Origin of the sequence: Brenneria goodwinii (assembly GCF_002291445.1) — a bacterium.
Taxonomy (GTDB): domain Bacteria; phylum Pseudomonadota; class Gammaproteobacteria; order Enterobacterales; family Enterobacteriaceae; genus Brenneria; species Brenneria goodwinii.
Genome location: NZ_CP014137.1, coordinates 695,892 through 711,024 on the forward strand (window position 1 = coordinate 695,892; position 15,133 = coordinate 711,024).

A 15,133-nucleotide genomic window follows, 5' to 3' on the forward strand; every position below is an offset into this window, starting at 1 on the left:
ATGTTCTACGGCTATTCCCAATTAATTCTCGATGGTGCGGCAATGACGCTGAAGCTGGCGGTGAGTTCACTGTTGCTGGCGCTAGTCATTGGTCTGATTGGGGCTAGCGCGAAGCTCTCCCCCAATCGCCTGTTATCCGGCTGTTTCTCCTGCTATACCACGCTGATTCGCGGCGTTCCTGATTTGGTGCTGATGCTGCTGATTTTTTATGGTTTGCAGATAACGCTGAATAGCGTAACGGAGATGCTGAATTTCAGACAGATTGATATCGATCCGCTTACGGCAGGCGTGATTACTCTGGGTTTTATCTATGGCGCCTATTTTACCGAAACGTTTCGCGGCGCCTATCTGGCCGTGTCGCGCGGTCAAATTGAGGCGGCCGTCGCATTTGGTTTTTCGCCAATGAAAGTCTTCCGCCGGATCCTGTTTCCCTCAATGATGCGCTTTGCCTTACCCGGCATTGGCAATAACTGGCAGGTGATTTTAAAAGCGACGGCTCTGGTGTCGTTACTTGGCCTGAATGATGTGATTAAGGCAACGCAGCTTGCCGGTAAAGGCGCGCATGAGCCATTTTATTTCGCGCTGGTCGCCGGGGGCATGTATTTGATTTTTACCACCCTCTCCAATGGGGTTCTGTGGTGGCTGGAAAAACACTATTCGCAGGGAGTCAGAAAGGTAAGTTATGAGTGAGATCCTGCAACAATATTGGCAGCCCCTGCTGTGGAGCGATGGTTATCGCATGACCGGTCTGGCTATGACGATGTGGCTGCTGATTTCCTCCGTGGTGATTGGCGGCGCGCTGGCGATACCGTTGGCGGTTGCCAGAGTCTCGCCGCGACGCCGGTTTAGTTTGCCGGTTTGGGTATTTACCTATGTTTTTCGCGGTACGCCGCTTTATGTTCAGCTATTGGTTTTTTATTCCGGGGTTTACAGTTTGGAAATCGTACGGGGAACCGATCTGTTGAATGCTTTTTTTCGCAGCGGTTTGAATTGCGCCGTTCTGGCGTTGGCGTTGAATACCTGCGCTTACACCACGGAAATTTTTGCCGGTGCGATCCGCTCCATTCCCTATGGCGAAATTGAAGCTGCACGGGCTTACGGTTTTTCGCGTTTTAAGCAGTATCGCTGCATTATTTTGCCGGGCGCGTTGCGTATTGCGTTGCCGGCCTATAGCAATGAGGTGATCCTGATGCTGCATTCGACCGCGCTGGCGTTTACCGTTACCGTGCCGGATATTCTGAAAATTGCCCGTGATATTAATGCCGCAACCTATCAACCGTTTTATGCGTTTGGCATTGCCGCCGTGATCTATCTGGTGATTTCTTTTGCGTTAATCGGCCTGTTCAAAAAAGCAGAACAGCGTTGGTTGCGTCATCTATCTCCCCGTTCATCCCACTAAACGCAGGAATAAAACATGTCGAATAATAAGCTGATGGTGACAGAACTGCGTAAGCGTTATGGACAGCTTGAGGTATTGAAAGGCATTTCGTTGCAGGCGAAAGCCGGGGATGTGATTTCGATTATCGGTTCATCCGGTTCAGGCAAGAGCACGTTGCTGCGCTGTATTAATTTCCTGGAAAAGCCCTGTGAGGGGGCGATTTATGTCAACGATCAGGAAATCCGCATGGTGCGCGATAATGACGGCCAGTTGAAGGTTTTTGATAAAAAGCAGCTTCAAATGTTGCGCACCCGGCTGACGATGGTATTTCAGCATTTCAATCTGTGGAGCTTCATGACCGCGCTGGAAAACGTGATGGAAGCGCCGGTTCAGGTGTTGGGGCTGAGTAAGGCGGAGGCGCGTGAGCGGGCGATTTTTTATCTGAATAAAGTCGGCATCACGGGTGACGCGCAGGATAAATATCCGGCTAACCTTTCAGGCGGACAGCAGCAGCGTGTGTCGATTGCCCGCGCCCTGGCCATGGAGCCGGAAGTGCTGCTGTTTGATGAACCCACGTCCGCGCTGGATCCTGAATTGGTGGGCGAGGTGCTGCGGATCATGCAGCAACTGGCTGAAGAGGGGAAAACGATGGTGGTGGTGACGCATGAAATGGAATTTGCGCGCCATGTTTCCAGCCATGTGATCTTTCTTCATCAGGGCGTAATTGAAGAAGAAGGACCGCCGAGCGCGCTGTTCGGTAGCCCTAAGAGCCCCCGCTTACAGCAGTTTCTTTCGGGTTCCCTGAAGTGAATGCCTCAGGCTGACATCCCCTCTTTCCCTGCGCCATCCCCGCGCCGGCGGGGATTTGCTTTCAAGTAGCGGATTGATAGCAGGAACGACGGTTGGGATTCGGTATTACCAAGGCGACTTGGTCACAACCGTCTGAGGTTGATATTATGTCAGCCCGGTTTTTTTGTTACCTCTTCCAGGGCTTCTTTCAGTTCAAAGTAACGAAAACCGAAGCCAGCCGACTCCAGCCGCGCCGGGATCGCTCGCTGCCCGCCGAGCACCAGCGTGGCAGCCTCTCCCATCAGCAATTTTATGGCAAATCCCGGCGCACGGAGGAAACCTGGTCGATGCAGCACCTCCGCCAGCAAGGCGGAAAATTGCTCGTTACGCACCGGGTAAGGGGAAACCATGTTAAATGGTCCGCTGAGCACGTCGCTATCCAGCAGATAAATAATACCGTTCACCATATCGTCGATATGAATCCACGGCATGTACTGTTTGCCCGAGCCCAACGGGCCGCCGAGGCCCAAACGAAACAGAGGCAGCATTTTTGCCAGCGCGCCTCCCTGGGCGGAAAGCACGACGCCGGTACGTAACAGACAGACGCGGGTTTTGTCGCTTTCGGCGGACTGCGCTAGCGCTTCCCAACGAGCACAAAGATGATGCGTGAAGTCATTGGCGGGCGTTTCCTCTTCCGTCACCAGCGCGGCGCCCTGATCGCCGTAATACCCGACGGCGGAACCAGAAATGAAAACGGACGGCGGTTCGCTGCTGTCTTTAATCAGTCTGGCGAGTCGTTCGGTAATATCCCAGCGGCTCTGGCTCAGGCGCTGTTTCTGCTTTGGCGTCCAGCGCTTGTCGGCGATTGGCTCGCCAGCCAGGTTAATCACGCCATCGAAGGCGTTCAGTGAGGTTTTGTCGTCCAGAGTGGACCAATATTCCACCCGATCGCCGAATATCGACCGGGCGCGTTCAGGATTGCGGGTCACGACGGTAATAGAATGAGAAAGTAACAGTAATCGTTGAATCAAATGGCGTCCGATAAGGCCGGTGCCGCCGGTAATTAATAATTGCATGTCTGGCCTCGCTTATCCCTGTCATCTTTCAAGCCGCAGGTGTTGACTGCCTGCTCCTTGAAATTTATTGGGTGTATGCTTTTTATTCTTTAAGTCAGTGGCGTTTAGCTGCATTTTTAAAGTGCTTGGGCAATCTGCGTATTTTATGGTGCTCCGGCTTCCGACAGACCGGGCCTTGCCTGGTAATAGCGCATGGTCATAGAGACGGAATCGGCATAACGCAGCGCAAATAATTTATCCACTTCAACTTCAGCATAGGTGATCCAGTCATGATTGCTGGCGATATCAAGCACATCCTGTGTTAATTTTTCCAGCAGAGCAAAATGGTTCTCCTCAACATGGCGAATAATGTTCTTGGTGATAGTGCGGTAATTCACGGCGTCATTGATATTTTCGCTGCTGCGTGATTTTTCCGCCGGGTAATGGATCTCGGCATTGATGACGATATCCTGCTTGTTGTTGATCTCTTCGTCTTTGATTCCAACGAAGGTGCGTAATCGCAGATTTTTTATTCGAATAATGGCATCAGTATTACGGTGTGACATTTATCGCCCCTTTCTTGTTGTGACGTTACGGTGTTATCGATGTTGCCTGCGCCCTGATATGGGATTTATTACGCGCTTTTTATTATCACACCACCGGCGATTTTCGGTATCGCAGGCAGCGTATTCTTTGCTTTTGTCCGGCCATCGTCTGGCTGAGGATTGGGATTCATTGGGTATAACCCTCTTTTGTTGTCCGTGACAAGATCCGAATCCGCTATCGACTATTGCTGGATTCAGCGCCGCATCGCCCTAAAAAAGTGCATGCCCTTAAATTACGCGCCGAATGCATCATCGTGGATCGTGGCGCATTAACGCGGTGCGTTGAAGGCGATAAACCATTTTCCGGAACCGCCTCTTGCTGGTATCCGCTTTTCTTCGGCATCTGGTACGCTCTTTGCAATATCCCTGCATATTTTATTGCAATCAGGGGATGGCTATTATGGAAAACAATAAGGCAGAGCCAGGATTAAAACGTACGTTAGGCAGTTTTCATCTATGGGGTATTGCCGTTGGATTAGTGATTTCGGGGGAATATTTTGGTTGGAGTTATGGCTGGGCGCAGGCCGGTACGCTGGGGTTTCTGATTACCGCGCTGGCGATTGCCGCCATGTATTGCGCTTTTATCTTCAGTTTTACCGAGTTGACCACATCAATACCCCATGCCGGTGGGCCATTTGCCTACGCTTACCGCGCTTTTGGCCCAACCGGGGGTTTTGTCGCCGGGTTTGCGACGCTGATTGAATTTGTCTTCGCGCCGCCGGCTATTTCGATGGCTATTGGCGCCTATCTGAACGTGCAGTTTCCGTCGTTGGATCCTAAGTGGGTCGCCGTCAGCGCCTACCTGATTTTTATGGGACTCAATATTCTTGGCGTTGGCATCGCCGCCACATTTGAATTGATGGTGACGCTGCTGGCGATTTTTGAATTGTTGGTGTTTATGGGCGTGGTGGCGCCTGGTTTTGAATGGAGCAATTTTACCAATCTGGGCTGGGCGGGTTCTGATGCGTTCAGTTCGGTGGCGATCTCCGGTATTTTCGCCGCCATCCCGTTCGCTATCTGGTTCTTTCTGGCGATTGAAGGGGCGGCGATGGCCGCAGAAGAGGCGAAAGATCCCCGCCGCACCATTCCTCGCGCCTTTATCTGCGGTATTCTGACGCTTACCCTTTTGGCTGTTGGCGTCATGCTGTTTGCCGGCGGAGTGGGAGACTGGCGTCAACTGTCGAATATCAACGATCCGCTCCCTCAGGCAATGAAACTGATTGTTGGCCATAACAGTGGTTGGTTGCATATGCTGGTATGGTTGGGTCTGTTCGGTCTGATCGCGTCGTTTCACGGTATTATCATGGGATATTCCCGTCAAATCTTCGCACTGGCGCGTGCCGGGTATTTGCCTAAACCTCTGGCGCGTATCCACACGCGTTTCCGTACTCCCCACCGGGCGATTCTGGCGGGGGGGATTGTGGGTATCGCCGCGATCTTCTCGGATTCGCTGGTGACGATCGGCGGACAGCCATTAACCGCCAATATTGTGACCATGTCGGTGTTCGGCGCGATCGTGATGTATATCATCTCAATGGCTTCGCTCTTCAAACTGCGTCGCAGCGAACCTACGCTGAGTCGTCCGTTTCGCGCGCCCTGGTATCCGTTCGCTCCGGCTTTTGCGCTGGTCATGGCGGTAATCTGTCTGGCTGCTATGGTTTATTACAATACCTTATTGGCAACGATTTTTGCCGCCATGATGTTGATCGGCTATGGCTGGTTCCGTCTGACCAGCGGATCGCGTGATTCAGCGGAGTTTGATCCGCAACTGACCGTGTCCAAATAAAAGTTGGTGGCGACTTTCACCGTGATATTGAACTCTCTGGGGCTGCCACGGGATGCGGCGCCCCTGGCAGGCGCCTCATTTTTCCCGCTCAGCCGATATCGATAAGCATTAAATACTGAATAAGCGCGGCCCGTTATTCCTATAGCGGGCTGTTGCCAATAGAACGAGGCAAAGCATGTATCAGACTACGCTGAGTCACCGCAGTTATCGTTTTAATGATTTGCGTGAGCTGATGGCAAAGGCATCGCCGGCGCGCTCCGGCGATGTTCTGGCCGGCGTGGCGGCCGAAAGCGCGGAAGAGCGCATGGCTGCCCGTATGGCGCTGGCTGACCTGCCGCTGGATATCTTTTTGCAGCAGGCATTAATTCCATATGAACAGGATGAGGTCACGCGGCTGATTATCGACAGCCATGACCGGGAGGCGTTCAGCCTGATTTCCCACCTGACGGTGGGAGACTTCCGCAACTGGTTGCTGAGTGAAAGCACCGACAGCGCGTTACTGGCCCGGGCTGCGCCGGGCATCACGCCGGAAATGGCGGCGGCCGTCAGTAAAATCATGCGCAATCAGGATCTGATCCTGGCGGCGAAAAAATGCCGGGTAATCACAAAGTTTCGTAATACCATTGGGCTGCCCGGTCACATTAGCGTGCGGCTGCAGCCTAATCATCCTACCGACGATCTGAGGGGGATCGCCGCCAGCATGCTGGACGGATTGCTGTACGGCAGCGGCGATGCGGTGGTCGGCATTAACCCCGCCAGCGACAGTCTGCCGCTGCTGGAGAAGCTGAACTACATGTTGGACGATGTGATCGGCCGTTTTGAAATCCCAACCCAGTCTTGCGTACTGACGCACGTCACTAATACTTTGCAACTGATGGAACGCGGCGCGCCCGTTGATCTGGTGTTCCAGTCGATTGCGGGAACCGAAGCGACCAATGCCAGCTTTGGTTTTAATCTGGCTACGCTGGAAGAAGCGCACCAGGCGGCTTTAAGCCAGAAGCGCGGTACGCTGGGTAACAACGTGATGTATTTTGAAACCGGGCAGGGCAGCAGCCTATCCGCCAATGCGCATCACGGCGTCGATCAGCAAACCTGCGAAGCCCGTGCTTACGCAGTGGCCCGACGCTTCTCTCCGCTGCTGGTGAATACGGTGGTGGGCTTTATCGGTCCTGAATATCTGTATGACGGCAAGCAGATTATCCGCGCCGGTCTGGAAGACCATTTCTGCGGCAAGCTGCTGGGCGTCCCGCTGGGGTGCGACGTGTGTTACACCAACCATGCCGAAGCCGATCAGGACGATATGGATACGCTGCTAACGCTGCTGGCCAATGCCGGATTGACCTTTCTCATGGGGGTTCCCGGGGCCGATGATATCATGCTCAACTATCAGAGCACGTCTTTCCATGATGCGCTTTATATTCGTGAATTGCTGGGGCTGAAACATGCGCCGGAATTCGGCGCCTGGCTGGAGCGGATGCGGATCATCGATACACAGGGCCGGTTGTGCGACGCCAGCAGTCAGCATCCGTTGTTACAGCATCAACCCTATCTGGAGAAGAGCGTATGAGTAAGGTGATCCACGCTAATCCTTGGGAAACATTGCGCGAGTACACCAACGCGCGCATTGCTTTGGGGCGCACGGGCGCCAGCATGCCGACCAGTGAACTGTTGAAGTTCGGCATGGCGCATGCGCAGGCGCGTGACGCCGTTCACCAGGCGTTTGACAGTGAAACGCTGGCCAGCCAGTTGGAGCAAGAGGGGTTGAAAACCCTTACGGTACATAGCGCAGCGGAAAACCGGCAGCAATATCTGTGTCGGCCGGATTTAGGCCGCCGCCTTTCTGCTTCAAGCCGCGAGTTGTTGTTGTCGATGTCCGGCAAACCCGCTGATTTGCTGCTGGTGGTGGGGGATGGCTTATCTTCCAAAGCGGTGCATCGGCAGGCCGTACCGTTGATTAAAGCCTTGCGGCCTTATATTTCCCAATTAGGGCTTTCGTTGGCGCCGATTGTTCTGGCGCATCAGTCCCGAGTGGCGCTGGGGGATGATATCGGCGAGTGTTTACAGGCGAAAGCGGTCGCCATTCTGATTGGCGAGCGTCCCGGGCTTTCTTCACCGGATAGCCTCAGCGTTTATATGACCTGGGGGCCGAATACCCGACGGCTGGAGTCGGAACGCAACTGTATTTCCAATATCCGTCCCGAAGGATTGGATTATCCCCTGGCGGCGTTTAAGCTGGCCTGGCTGCTGGAACAGAGTTTCCAGCGTCGGTTATCGGGGGTTCAGCTAAAAGATGAGAGTGATAATCCGGCACTGCATGGGCGGGTTGCGCCGCCATCTTCCTGGTTACTGGCGCGCCAATGATAATGTCTGGTTGCGGGGGCTGTGGCGGCATTGCGATTTATCCTGAATTGGCAGTAAGACCCGCCCCGCAACTTTGTTAAACTATACCTGAATTGCAACTTCAAGTAAGAAGGGTATACACGATGAAATTGATGTTTGCATCAGACATACATGGATCTTTAACCGCCACGGATCGGGTACTGGATATTTTTGCGCAAAGCGGCGCCGAGTGGCTGATTCTTCTGGGCGATTTCCTTAATCACGGTCCCCGGAATCCGTTGCCTGAAGGCTATCAGCCCGCGGATGTCGCCACCCGGCTGAATGCCTATGCTTCACGCATCATTGCGGTACGGGGAAACTGCGATAGTGAGGTGGATCAGATGCTGCTTGATTTTCCGGTGACGGCTCCTTGGCAACATGTGCTATTGCCGCAAAATCGCCTTTTCCTGACGCATGGACACCTCTATCATCCTGACAATCTGCCGCCGTTAAATGAAGATGATGTGCTGGTTTATGGTCATACACATATTCCGGTGGCGGAAAAACGGGGGAGTTTATACTGCTTTAATCCCGGCTCGGTCAGTCTTCCCAAAGGCGGCTATCCTGCCAGTTACGGGATGCTGGAGCGGGGCGTTTTGCAGGTTCTTCCGCTGCTTGGTGGAGAGCCTATTGCGCAGGTGACCATTAGGCATTAATTTAGCGGACAGTCAAAATCAGTTATTTAAAACAGGTGCGCGTAGCAACGCGCCCATACTTAAAGGGTTTCAGAGGATGGCGGAACAAAGTCAGTCAGCAGGCACAGAGTGGGTTGATATTGTCGATGAAAACAATGAGGTCATCGCCCAATCAAGTCGTCAGCAGATGCGTGCTCAGTGTCTGCGCCATCGGGCTACCTATATCGTCGTGCATGATGGTATGGGGAAAATCCTGGTTCAGCGCAGGACTGAAATCAAAGACTTCTATCCGGGATGGCTGGATGCGACGGCCGGCGGCGTCGTACAAAGCGGTGAGAACATGCTTGAGTCCGCCCGCCGTGAGGCGGAGGAAGAGCTGGGTATCGCCGGCGTGCCGTTTGCAGAACATGGTTTATTTTATTTTGAAGCGGATAACTGCCGGGTGTGGGGCGCGTTATTCAGTTGCGTGACCCACGGGCCGTTTGCTCTGCAGGAGTCAGAAATTGATGAAGTCAGCTGGCTGTCTCCAGAGGAGATCACCGCGCGGTGCGATGAATTTACGCCTGATTCACTCAAGGCATTATCGCTGTGGTTAACGCGTTACAACGACCAAAACTACGGTAAGCCGTTGGGGCCGCGTGAAAGTGATATCGACGGTCAGAGTCGTTCTGAAAATGACGGTTTCATTGAACTGGAAAAGTAAGGTTTTCTATTAGCTTGATGACGGTTAGCCGCTAACCAACCTCGCGCCAGTCATTATTCCCGAGAGTATGGGATTATCCTGACAACGAACGTGTTGAGTTTAAATCAGCCCCTGCTTTAGTGAAAAAGCAGGGGCTGATTGTTAAGACAAAGACTGATATACATTAGCCCTAGAGGTTAACGGACAATAATACCCAGCAGAATGCCCAGCGCACCGAAGTCCGCATCACTGAATGTGGTGTTGGCAAAACCGATTTCGCCCAGCACTGGCAGCAGGAACACCGGCAGAAAGGTGATTAGCAGACCCTGAGCAAAAGCGCCCAGAATCGCCCCGCGCCGACCACCGGTCGCATTACCAAATACGCCTGCGGCGGCGCCAACGAAAAAGTGCGGAACGACACCGGGAATAATCACCGTCATATTGAGCAGATACAGCGCGAACATACCGAGAATACCCGCGGCAAAGCTGCTGAGAAAACCGACCAATACCGCGTTTGGCGCATAGGGAAACACGATCGGGCAATCAAGCGCCGGTTTGGCATTGGGCACCAGTTTGTCAGAGATGCCTTTGAAAGCCGGAACGATTTCGGCAATCACCATTCGTACACCCTGTAAAATGATGTAGACGCCAGCAGCAAAGGTAATCGACTGGATAATCGAAAACATCAGCCAGTTCTTGCCGCCACTAATGCTCTTGACGAATTCCGGTCCGGCGAACAGACAGGTAATAATGAAGATAATGCTCATGGTGAACGCGATCGCGACCGGCGTATCCCGCAGAAACAGCAGGCTTTTCGGTACATTCATATCTTCAGTTGAATGCGCTTTGTTGCCAAACCGGCTGCCGATGAAGCCAGCCAGTACGTACGATAATGTTGAAAAATGGCCGATCGCCACTTCGTCGGAACCGGTGACTTTTTTCATGTACGGGTGAGCAATCGCCGGGAAAAAAACCATCGCCGTGCCAGTGACCAGTGAACCAATGGCAATCAGCGCCACGCCGGAGATGCCTGCGGTAGCCAGAATAACCGCCACCATCATCGACATGAATAGCGTGTGATGTCCGGTAAGGAAGATGAACTTCCAAGGAGTGAAACGGGCGATCAGAATGTTAATTACCATGGCGAAGAACATGATCATCGCCATCTCTCTACCAAAACTTTTCTGCGCTACCGAAACAATCGCCTCATTGTTTGGCACGACGCCCTGAATACCAAACGCGTGCTGAAAGATATTGGCAAAATCGCCCAACGAGGCGACAACCAGACCTGCGCCCGCGCCGAGTATGATAAAACCCATGATGGTTTTGACCGTGCCTTTAATGCATTCGGTAACGGGTTTTTTCTGGGCGACAAGACCAATCAATGCAATCAGACCGACCAGAATCGACGGTTCGGACAGCACGTCACTCATCAAAAAATGAAAGAAATCCATACTGACCTCCGGTTACAGGGCGCCTAGTTCGGTAAGCGCAATGGACAAACGTTCTTTCATGGCGTTTTTGTCGATCATATTATCGAGTGAGACGATTTTTCCGTTAACGGACTGCGCGATTAACTGTTCGGCGATATCTTTGGTGCCAACAAAGATGTCGCTTTGCGTACCTTTGGCCGATCCTAGATCCACGTGATCAACTTCGGCATTGACGCCCAGATCCCGGATGATGGTTTTAATGCTCATTTCCATCATCAGGCTGGTACCTAAACCGTTACCGCAAACGACTGTAATTTTCATTTATTTACTCCGGGGCAGGTAATTAATAGCGCTCAATAATCGCAATAACATCTTGCGGGGTGCTGGCTTGCATGATGGCGGCGATATCATCGCTGTTGTCAAATAACGCCGCCAGTTGTGAAATGGTATCGATATGGCTGTTACTATCGGAAGCGGCTAGCACTACCAGCAGCTTAACGGGGTCGTTTTCTCCGGCCGAAAAATTAACGCCGTTGCGGATCACCGTCAGGCTCAGTGCCAGGCGATTCACGCCTTCTTCCGGGCGGGCATGCGGCATGGCGATGCCGGGACCGATGACATAATACGGACCAATCGCCTGATGTGAGCGGTAAATGGCTTGCAGATAACGGGGCTCGATGGCGTGGTTGTCGATGAGTGGCTGACAGGAAACCGCTACTGCGCTTCGCCAGTCGTCTACGCTGTCAATCAGTTGGATAACATCTGGCGTTAACAGATTTTTTAACATTTATTTTTCTCTCGCGTTACGTTATGTCGCAGAGCGTAGTCGCTTTATAGGGCGATTAATGTGAGATGCCTCTCACTTGGTAGCGCTAACTGATAGCGCTACCAAGAATTGTGATAGCGCTATCATTACGAATGCGATGATTTTTGATGATGTATCTATGCGGTGGTTACAATAGGAATAATATGTCATTCAAACACTGAGGGTGTGGCGGGGAACTATGTCGGAAACAGGGAATACCAGAATGGAAAAATTGCGTAAACGCCGCACGACCGGACGGGTTACCCTTCAGGATGTGGCGAATTACGTCGGTGTTGGCATGATGACCGTTTCGCGTGCGCTGAGAACGCCAGAACAGGTATCGGATAAGCTGCGTGAAAAAATAGAGCAGGCGGTGGAATCGTTGGGGTACATTCCAAACCGTGCGGCGGGGGCGTTGGCTTCCGGGCACAGTAATACCGTCGCTGTGCTGATCCCTTCTCTGACCAATCAGGCCGGTTCGTTGTTTATGCAATCATTGCAACTGGCGCTCAATCGCAATAATTACCAACTGCTGTTGGGTTGTCATGATTATAACCAGCAGAAAGAAGCCAGTATTCTCGGCACTTTACTACAGAATAACCCCGATGCGCTGGTCGTATTTAGATCGCAGCTTGCCGACAGCACCTGGCAGTTCATTGAACGGGCTTCCGTACCAACCCTGAATATTGTCGGAGCCGGCAACCCCAATGCCAGACTGACCCTCAGCGTCGATTTTTCTGCCGCTGCGGAAGAGCTAACCCGGCATTTACTGGCGCGGGGGTATAAGAATATTGGCTACGTCTGTGCGCATATGGATAATCGCCTGCAAAAACAGCAGTTGAACGGCTGGCATAAAGCCATGCTGCAAGGCTATCAGAATGCCGATCTGGTCGTGGCGACGCCTGACGCATCTAGCATGCAGTTTGGCCGCCATGCCCTGATGGAACTGCTGCTCAGACAGCCGGAGCTGGATGCGCTGGTCTGCAGCCATGAAGATATTGCGCTCGGGCTGTTGTTCGAGTGTCAGCGCCGGTTGATCAAGGTGCCTGGAAATCTGGCGATAGCCTGTCTGGACGGTAGCGAGAACAGCGATCAAACCTATCCGGTATTGACTTCAGTGAGGGTAGATTATGCAAAAATGGGGCGTGAAACGGGCAAGCTACTGATATCTATGCTTAAGAAAGGAGTGGAAGAACCAATCAGTCTTCCTTTCAGCTATCGGTTTGAACCGGGAGGAAGCAGTTAACGACCGTATAAACATGAATTGCTGACCGCGCTGACAGAAGGGTAAATATGCACAAAATATTCCCTGGTATTTGCCAATAAGCGGAATGATTGGGTCTGCGCAGGCATAAAAAAATCCCCGCTTGCGCGGGGATCGGTATAGCAGACGGAGAATTAAAGCTGAGTTGCCTGAATCGCCGTCAGTGCGACGGTGTAAACGATATCGTCTACCAACGCCCCACGGGACAGGTCGTTTACCGGTTTACGCATACCCTGCAGCATCGGCCCGATGGAGATCAGGTCGGCTGAACGCTGTACCGCTTTATAGGTGGTGTTACCGGTGTTCAGATCGGGGAAGATGAACACGGTGGCTTTACCCGCAACCGGAGAATTCGGCGCTTTGGATTTCGCCACGTCGGCCATAATGGCGGCGTCATACTGCAGCGGGCCGTCGATAACCAGATCAGGGCGTTTTTCCTGAGCCAGACGGGTTGCTTCACGCACTTTTTCTACATCGCTGCCGGCGCCGGAGTTGCCGGTAGAGTAAGAGATCATGGCAACGCGCGGGTCAATGCCGAAAGCGGTTGCAGAATCTGCGGACTGAATCGCGATTTCGGCCAACTGTTCTGCTGTTGGATCCGGGTTGATGGCGCAGTCGCCATAAACCAGAACTTGTTCAGGCAGCAGCATGAAGAAGACGGAAGATACCAGCGAACTGCCCGGCGCCGTTTTGATCAACTGCAGCGGCGGACGAATGGTATTGGCTGTGGTGTGTACCGCACCGGAAACCAGTCCGTCAACTTCGCTTTGTTCCAGCATCAGCGTTCCCAGAACCACGTTATCTTCCAACTGTTCGCGGGCAACCACTTCGGTCATGCCTTTGCTCTTGCGTAGTTCAACCAGACGCGGAACATAACGTTCGCGAACGGCTTCCGGATCGACGATCTCAATACCTTTGCCCAGTTCTACGCCCTGAGCGGCCGCAACGCGCTGAATTTCTTCCGGATCGCCCAGCAACACGCAGTGAGCGATACCGCGTTCGGCACAGATAGACGCTGCTTTAACGGTACGCGGCTCGTCGCCTTCCGGCAGAACGATACGCTTGCCGGCTTTACGCGCCAGCTCGGTTAATTGATAACGGAATGCCGGCGGAGACAGGCGGCGGGAACCTTCAGATTCGGCGCTCAGTGAATCAATCCAGTCAGTGTCGATGTGGCGAGCAATGTATTCCTGTACTTTTTCCACGCGCTGGTGGTCATTGGCCGGCACTTCAAGATTAAAGCTTTGCAGGCTTAGAGAGGTCTGCCAGGTGTTGGTTTTAACCATAAAGACCGGCAGGCCGGTCTGGAAGGCGCGTTCACACAGTTTGCTGATGCTGGGGTCCATTTCATAACCGCCGGTCAGCAGAACCGCGCCGATTTCAACACCGTTCATGGCGGCCAGACAAGCGGCAACCAGCACGTCGGGACGATCGGCAGAAGTGACCAGCAGCGAACCCGGGCGGAAGTGCTCCAACATATGGGGGATGCTGCGTGCGCAGAAGGTCACGGATTTGATGCGGCGAGTCTGAATGTCACCTTCATTGACGATTTTGGCATTCAGGTGATTTGACATATCAATTGCGCGGGTGGCGATCAGATCGAAGTTCCACGGAATTGCGCCCAGCACCGGCAGCGGGCTGTTGGCGAACAACTGACGCGGATCGACGTTGGTAACGTTGGCTTTTTTGGAATCATCAAAGATTTCAGACAAGTCGGGGCGAGTACGGCCCAACTCATCCACCGGCGCGTTCAGTTTGTTGATGATTACGCCGGTGATGTTTTTATTCTTGCTGCCGCCGAAGCTGGAACGGGCCAGTTCGATACGTTCTTTTAATTGAGCCGGCGAATCGTTGCCCAGCGCGATGACAAAGACGATTTCTGCATTCAGGGTTTTGGCAATTTCATAGTTCAGCGCATTGGCGAACTGGTGTTTGCGCGTTGGAACCAAACCTTCAACCAGAACCACTTCCGCATCTTTGGTATTTTCATGATAGCGGGCAATGATTTCTTCCATCAGCACGTCTTGCTGATTGGAGCTCAGCAGGGATTCGACGTGGTTCATCTGCAACGGTTCAGCCGCATTGATGGTGGATGAGTTGGCACGGATAATGGTGGTGGTCTGATCCGGCGCCTGGTCGCCAGCGCGAGGCTGGGCGATCGGCTTGAACACACTCAGACGTACACCTTTTTGCTCCATGGAACGAATGACACCCAGGCTGACGCTAGTCAGGCCGACGCTGGTGCCAGTTGGAATTAACATGATTGTTCGGGACACGGCTAAACCTCTTTGCGGTTGCTCGTTAGTCAAAAGCAACTCCGTC

Annotated in this window: 15 protein-coding genes; 9 read left to right on the forward strand and 6 right to left on the reverse strand. The window is 52.9% G+C overall.

Annotation, left to right across the window (positions count from 1 at the left end; translation table 11 throughout):
* The 3 genes from hisQ to hisP are packed head-to-tail and all read left to right on the forward strand — an operon-like array spanning position 1 to position 2,188.
* Positions 1 to 690 carry a histidine ABC transporter permease HisQ gene (gene hisQ, locus ACN28R_RS03135; protein ID WP_048638082.1) on the forward strand — a complete coding sequence of 230 codons (690 nt, stop codon included), beginning with the start codon at positions 1 to 3 and terminating at the stop codon, positions 688 to 690.
* Positions 683 to 1,399 (forward strand): ABC transporter permease, encoded by a 717-nt coding sequence (locus tag ACN28R_RS03140; protein ID WP_048638083.1) that lies wholly within the window; start codon positions 683 to 685, stop codon positions 1,397 to 1,399. The genes hisQ and ACN28R_RS03140 overlap by 8 nt, the downstream gene beginning before the upstream one ends.
* Before the next feature lie 15 nt (positions 1,400 to 1,414).
* Positions 1,415 to 2,188 (forward strand): histidine ABC transporter ATP-binding protein HisP, encoded by a 774-nt coding sequence (hisP, locus tag ACN28R_RS03145; RefSeq protein WP_048638084.1) that lies wholly within the window; start codon positions 1,415 to 1,417, stop codon positions 2,186 to 2,188.
* A gap of 149 nt (positions 2,189 to 2,337) precedes the next feature.
* On the opposite strand, the gene ACN28R_RS03150 is transcribed toward hisP, so the two are convergent.
* Together ACN28R_RS03150 and folX are read right to left on the reverse strand one after the other, a co-directional pair.
* Positions 2,338 to 3,243: a TIGR01777 family oxidoreductase gene (locus tag ACN28R_RS03150; protein ID WP_095833558.1), complete on the reverse strand. Its 906-nt coding sequence runs from the start codon at positions 3,241 to 3,243 to the stop codon at positions 2,338 to 2,340.
* 143 nt (positions 3,244 to 3,386) lie between these two features.
* Positions 3,387 to 3,788, reverse strand: coding sequence for a dihydroneopterin triphosphate 2'-epimerase (gene folX, locus ACN28R_RS03155; protein ID WP_095833559.1), 402 nt, complete (start codon positions 3,786 to 3,788; stop codon positions 3,387 to 3,389).
* 439 nt (positions 3,789 to 4,227) lie between these two features.
* Here folX and eat point away from each other — a divergent pair, with 439 nt between their 5' ends.
* The 5 genes from eat to yfcD all read left to right on the forward strand — a co-directional run bounded on the left by eat (position 4,228) and on the right by yfcD (position 9,330).
* Positions 4,228 to 5,613, forward strand: a complete 1,386-nt coding sequence (gene eat, locus ACN28R_RS03160) for an ethanolamine permease (RefSeq protein ID WP_095833560.1) — start codon at positions 4,228 to 4,230, stop codon at positions 5,611 to 5,613.
* A gap of 175 nt (positions 5,614 to 5,788) precedes the next feature.
* Positions 5,789 to 7,180 carry an ethanolamine ammonia-lyase subunit EutB gene (locus ACN28R_RS03165; protein ID WP_095833561.1) on the forward strand — a complete coding sequence of 464 codons (1,392 nt, stop codon included), beginning with the start codon at positions 5,789 to 5,791 and terminating at the stop codon, positions 7,178 to 7,180.
* Positions 7,177 to 7,974: an ethanolamine ammonia-lyase subunit EutC gene (gene eutC / locus ACN28R_RS03170; protein ID WP_048638089.1), complete on the forward strand. Its 798-nt coding sequence runs from the start codon at positions 7,177 to 7,179 to the stop codon at positions 7,972 to 7,974. Before ACN28R_RS03165 ends, eutC begins: the two co-directional genes overlap by 4 nt.
* A gap of 122 nt (positions 7,975 to 8,096) precedes the next feature.
* Entirely contained in the window at positions 8,097 to 8,648 is a 552-nt protein-coding gene (gene yfcE / locus ACN28R_RS03175) for a phosphodiesterase (RefSeq protein WP_048638090.1), read from the forward strand.
* A gap of 76 nt (positions 8,649 to 8,724) precedes the next feature.
* Positions 8,725 to 9,330, forward strand: coding sequence for an NUDIX hydrolase YfcD (yfcD, locus tag ACN28R_RS03180; protein WP_048638091.1), 606 nt, complete (start codon positions 8,725 to 8,727; stop codon positions 9,328 to 9,330).
* 176 nt (positions 9,331 to 9,506) lie between these two features.
* Here yfcD and ACN28R_RS03185 read toward each other — a convergent pair whose 3' ends face one another.
* The 3 genes from ACN28R_RS03185 to ACN28R_RS03195 are packed head-to-tail and all read right to left on the reverse strand — an operon-like array spanning position 9,507 to position 11,529.
* Positions 9,507 to 10,763, reverse strand: coding sequence for a PTS ascorbate transporter subunit IIC (locus ACN28R_RS03185; RefSeq protein ID WP_048638092.1), 1,257 nt, complete (start codon positions 10,761 to 10,763; stop codon positions 9,507 to 9,509).
* 12 nt (positions 10,764 to 10,775) lie between these two features.
* A complete protein-coding gene (locus tag ACN28R_RS03190; RefSeq protein WP_048638093.1) occupies positions 10,776 to 11,063 on the reverse strand; it encodes a PTS sugar transporter subunit IIB in 288 nt (95 codons plus the stop codon).
* A 22-nt stretch (positions 11,064 to 11,085) separates the two neighbouring features.
* On the reverse strand, positions 11,086 to 11,529 hold the full coding sequence (locus ACN28R_RS03195) for a PTS sugar transporter subunit IIA (RefSeq protein WP_048638094.1): 444 nt from the start codon (positions 11,527 to 11,529) through the stop codon (positions 11,086 to 11,088).
* A 241-nt stretch (positions 11,530 to 11,770) separates the two neighbouring features.
* Between ACN28R_RS03195 and ACN28R_RS03200 the strand changes: the two genes are divergently transcribed.
* Positions 11,771 to 12,793 carry a LacI family DNA-binding transcriptional regulator gene (locus tag ACN28R_RS03200; RefSeq protein ID WP_048638095.1) on the forward strand — a complete coding sequence of 341 codons (1,023 nt, stop codon included), beginning with the start codon at positions 11,771 to 11,773 and terminating at the stop codon, positions 12,791 to 12,793.
* A 152-nt stretch (positions 12,794 to 12,945) separates the two neighbouring features.
* Here ACN28R_RS03200 and pta read toward each other — a convergent pair whose 3' ends face one another.
* Positions 12,946 to 15,087 carry a phosphate acetyltransferase gene (pta, locus tag ACN28R_RS03205; protein WP_095833562.1) on the reverse strand — a complete coding sequence of 714 codons (2,142 nt, stop codon included), beginning with the start codon at positions 15,085 to 15,087 and terminating at the stop codon, positions 12,946 to 12,948.
* Positions 15,088 to 15,133: the final 46 nt, after the last annotated feature.

What these genes read in the sequence shown, in the direction of transcription:
- ACN28R_RS03200 (WP_048638095.1), top strand. Translation starts at nt 11,771, where the DNA reads ATGGAAAAATTGCGTAAACGCCGCACGACCGGACGGGTTACCCTTCAG.
- folX (WP_095833559.1), bottom strand. Translation starts at nt 3,788, where the DNA reads ATGTCACACCGTAATACTGATGCCATTATTCGAATAAAAAATCTGCGA.
- ACN28R_RS03190 (WP_048638093.1), bottom strand. Translation starts at nt 11,063, where the DNA reads ATGAAAATTACAGTCGTTTGCGGTAACGGTTTAGGTACCAGCCTGATG.
- hisP (WP_048638084.1), top strand. Translation starts at nt 1,415, where the DNA reads ATGTCGAATAATAAGCTGATGGTGACAGAACTGCGTAAGCGTTATGGA.
- yfcD (WP_048638091.1), top strand. Translation starts at nt 8,725, where the DNA reads ATGGCGGAACAAAGTCAGTCAGCAGGCACAGAGTGGGTTGATATTGTC.
- eutC (WP_048638089.1), top strand. Translation starts at nt 7,177, where the DNA reads ATGAGTAAGGTGATCCACGCTAATCCTTGGGAAACATTGCGCGAGTAC.
- ACN28R_RS03140 (WP_048638083.1), top strand. Translation starts at nt 683, where the DNA reads ATGAGTGAGATCCTGCAACAATATTGGCAGCCCCTGCTGTGGAGCGAT.
- yfcE (WP_048638090.1), top strand. Translation starts at nt 8,097, where the DNA reads ATGAAATTGATGTTTGCATCAGACATACATGGATCTTTAACCGCCACG.
- eat (WP_095833560.1), top strand. Translation starts at nt 4,228, where the DNA reads ATGGAAAACAATAAGGCAGAGCCAGGATTAAAACGTACGTTAGGCAGT.
- ACN28R_RS03185 (WP_048638092.1), bottom strand. Translation starts at nt 10,763, where the DNA reads ATGGATTTCTTTCATTTTTTGATGAGTGACGTGCTGTCCGAACCGTCG.
- ACN28R_RS03165 (WP_095833561.1), top strand. Translation starts at nt 5,789, where the DNA reads ATGTATCAGACTACGCTGAGTCACCGCAGTTATCGTTTTAATGATTTG.
- hisQ (WP_048638082.1), top strand. Translation starts at nt 1, where the DNA reads ATGTTCTACGGCTATTCCCAATTAATTCTCGATGGTGCGGCAATGACG.
- ACN28R_RS03150 (WP_095833558.1), bottom strand. Translation starts at nt 3,243, where the DNA reads ATGCAATTATTAATTACCGGCGGCACCGGCCTTATCGGACGCCATTTG.
- ACN28R_RS03195 (WP_048638094.1), bottom strand. Translation starts at nt 11,529, where the DNA reads ATGTTAAAAAATCTGTTAACGCCAGATGTTATCCAACTGATTGACAGC.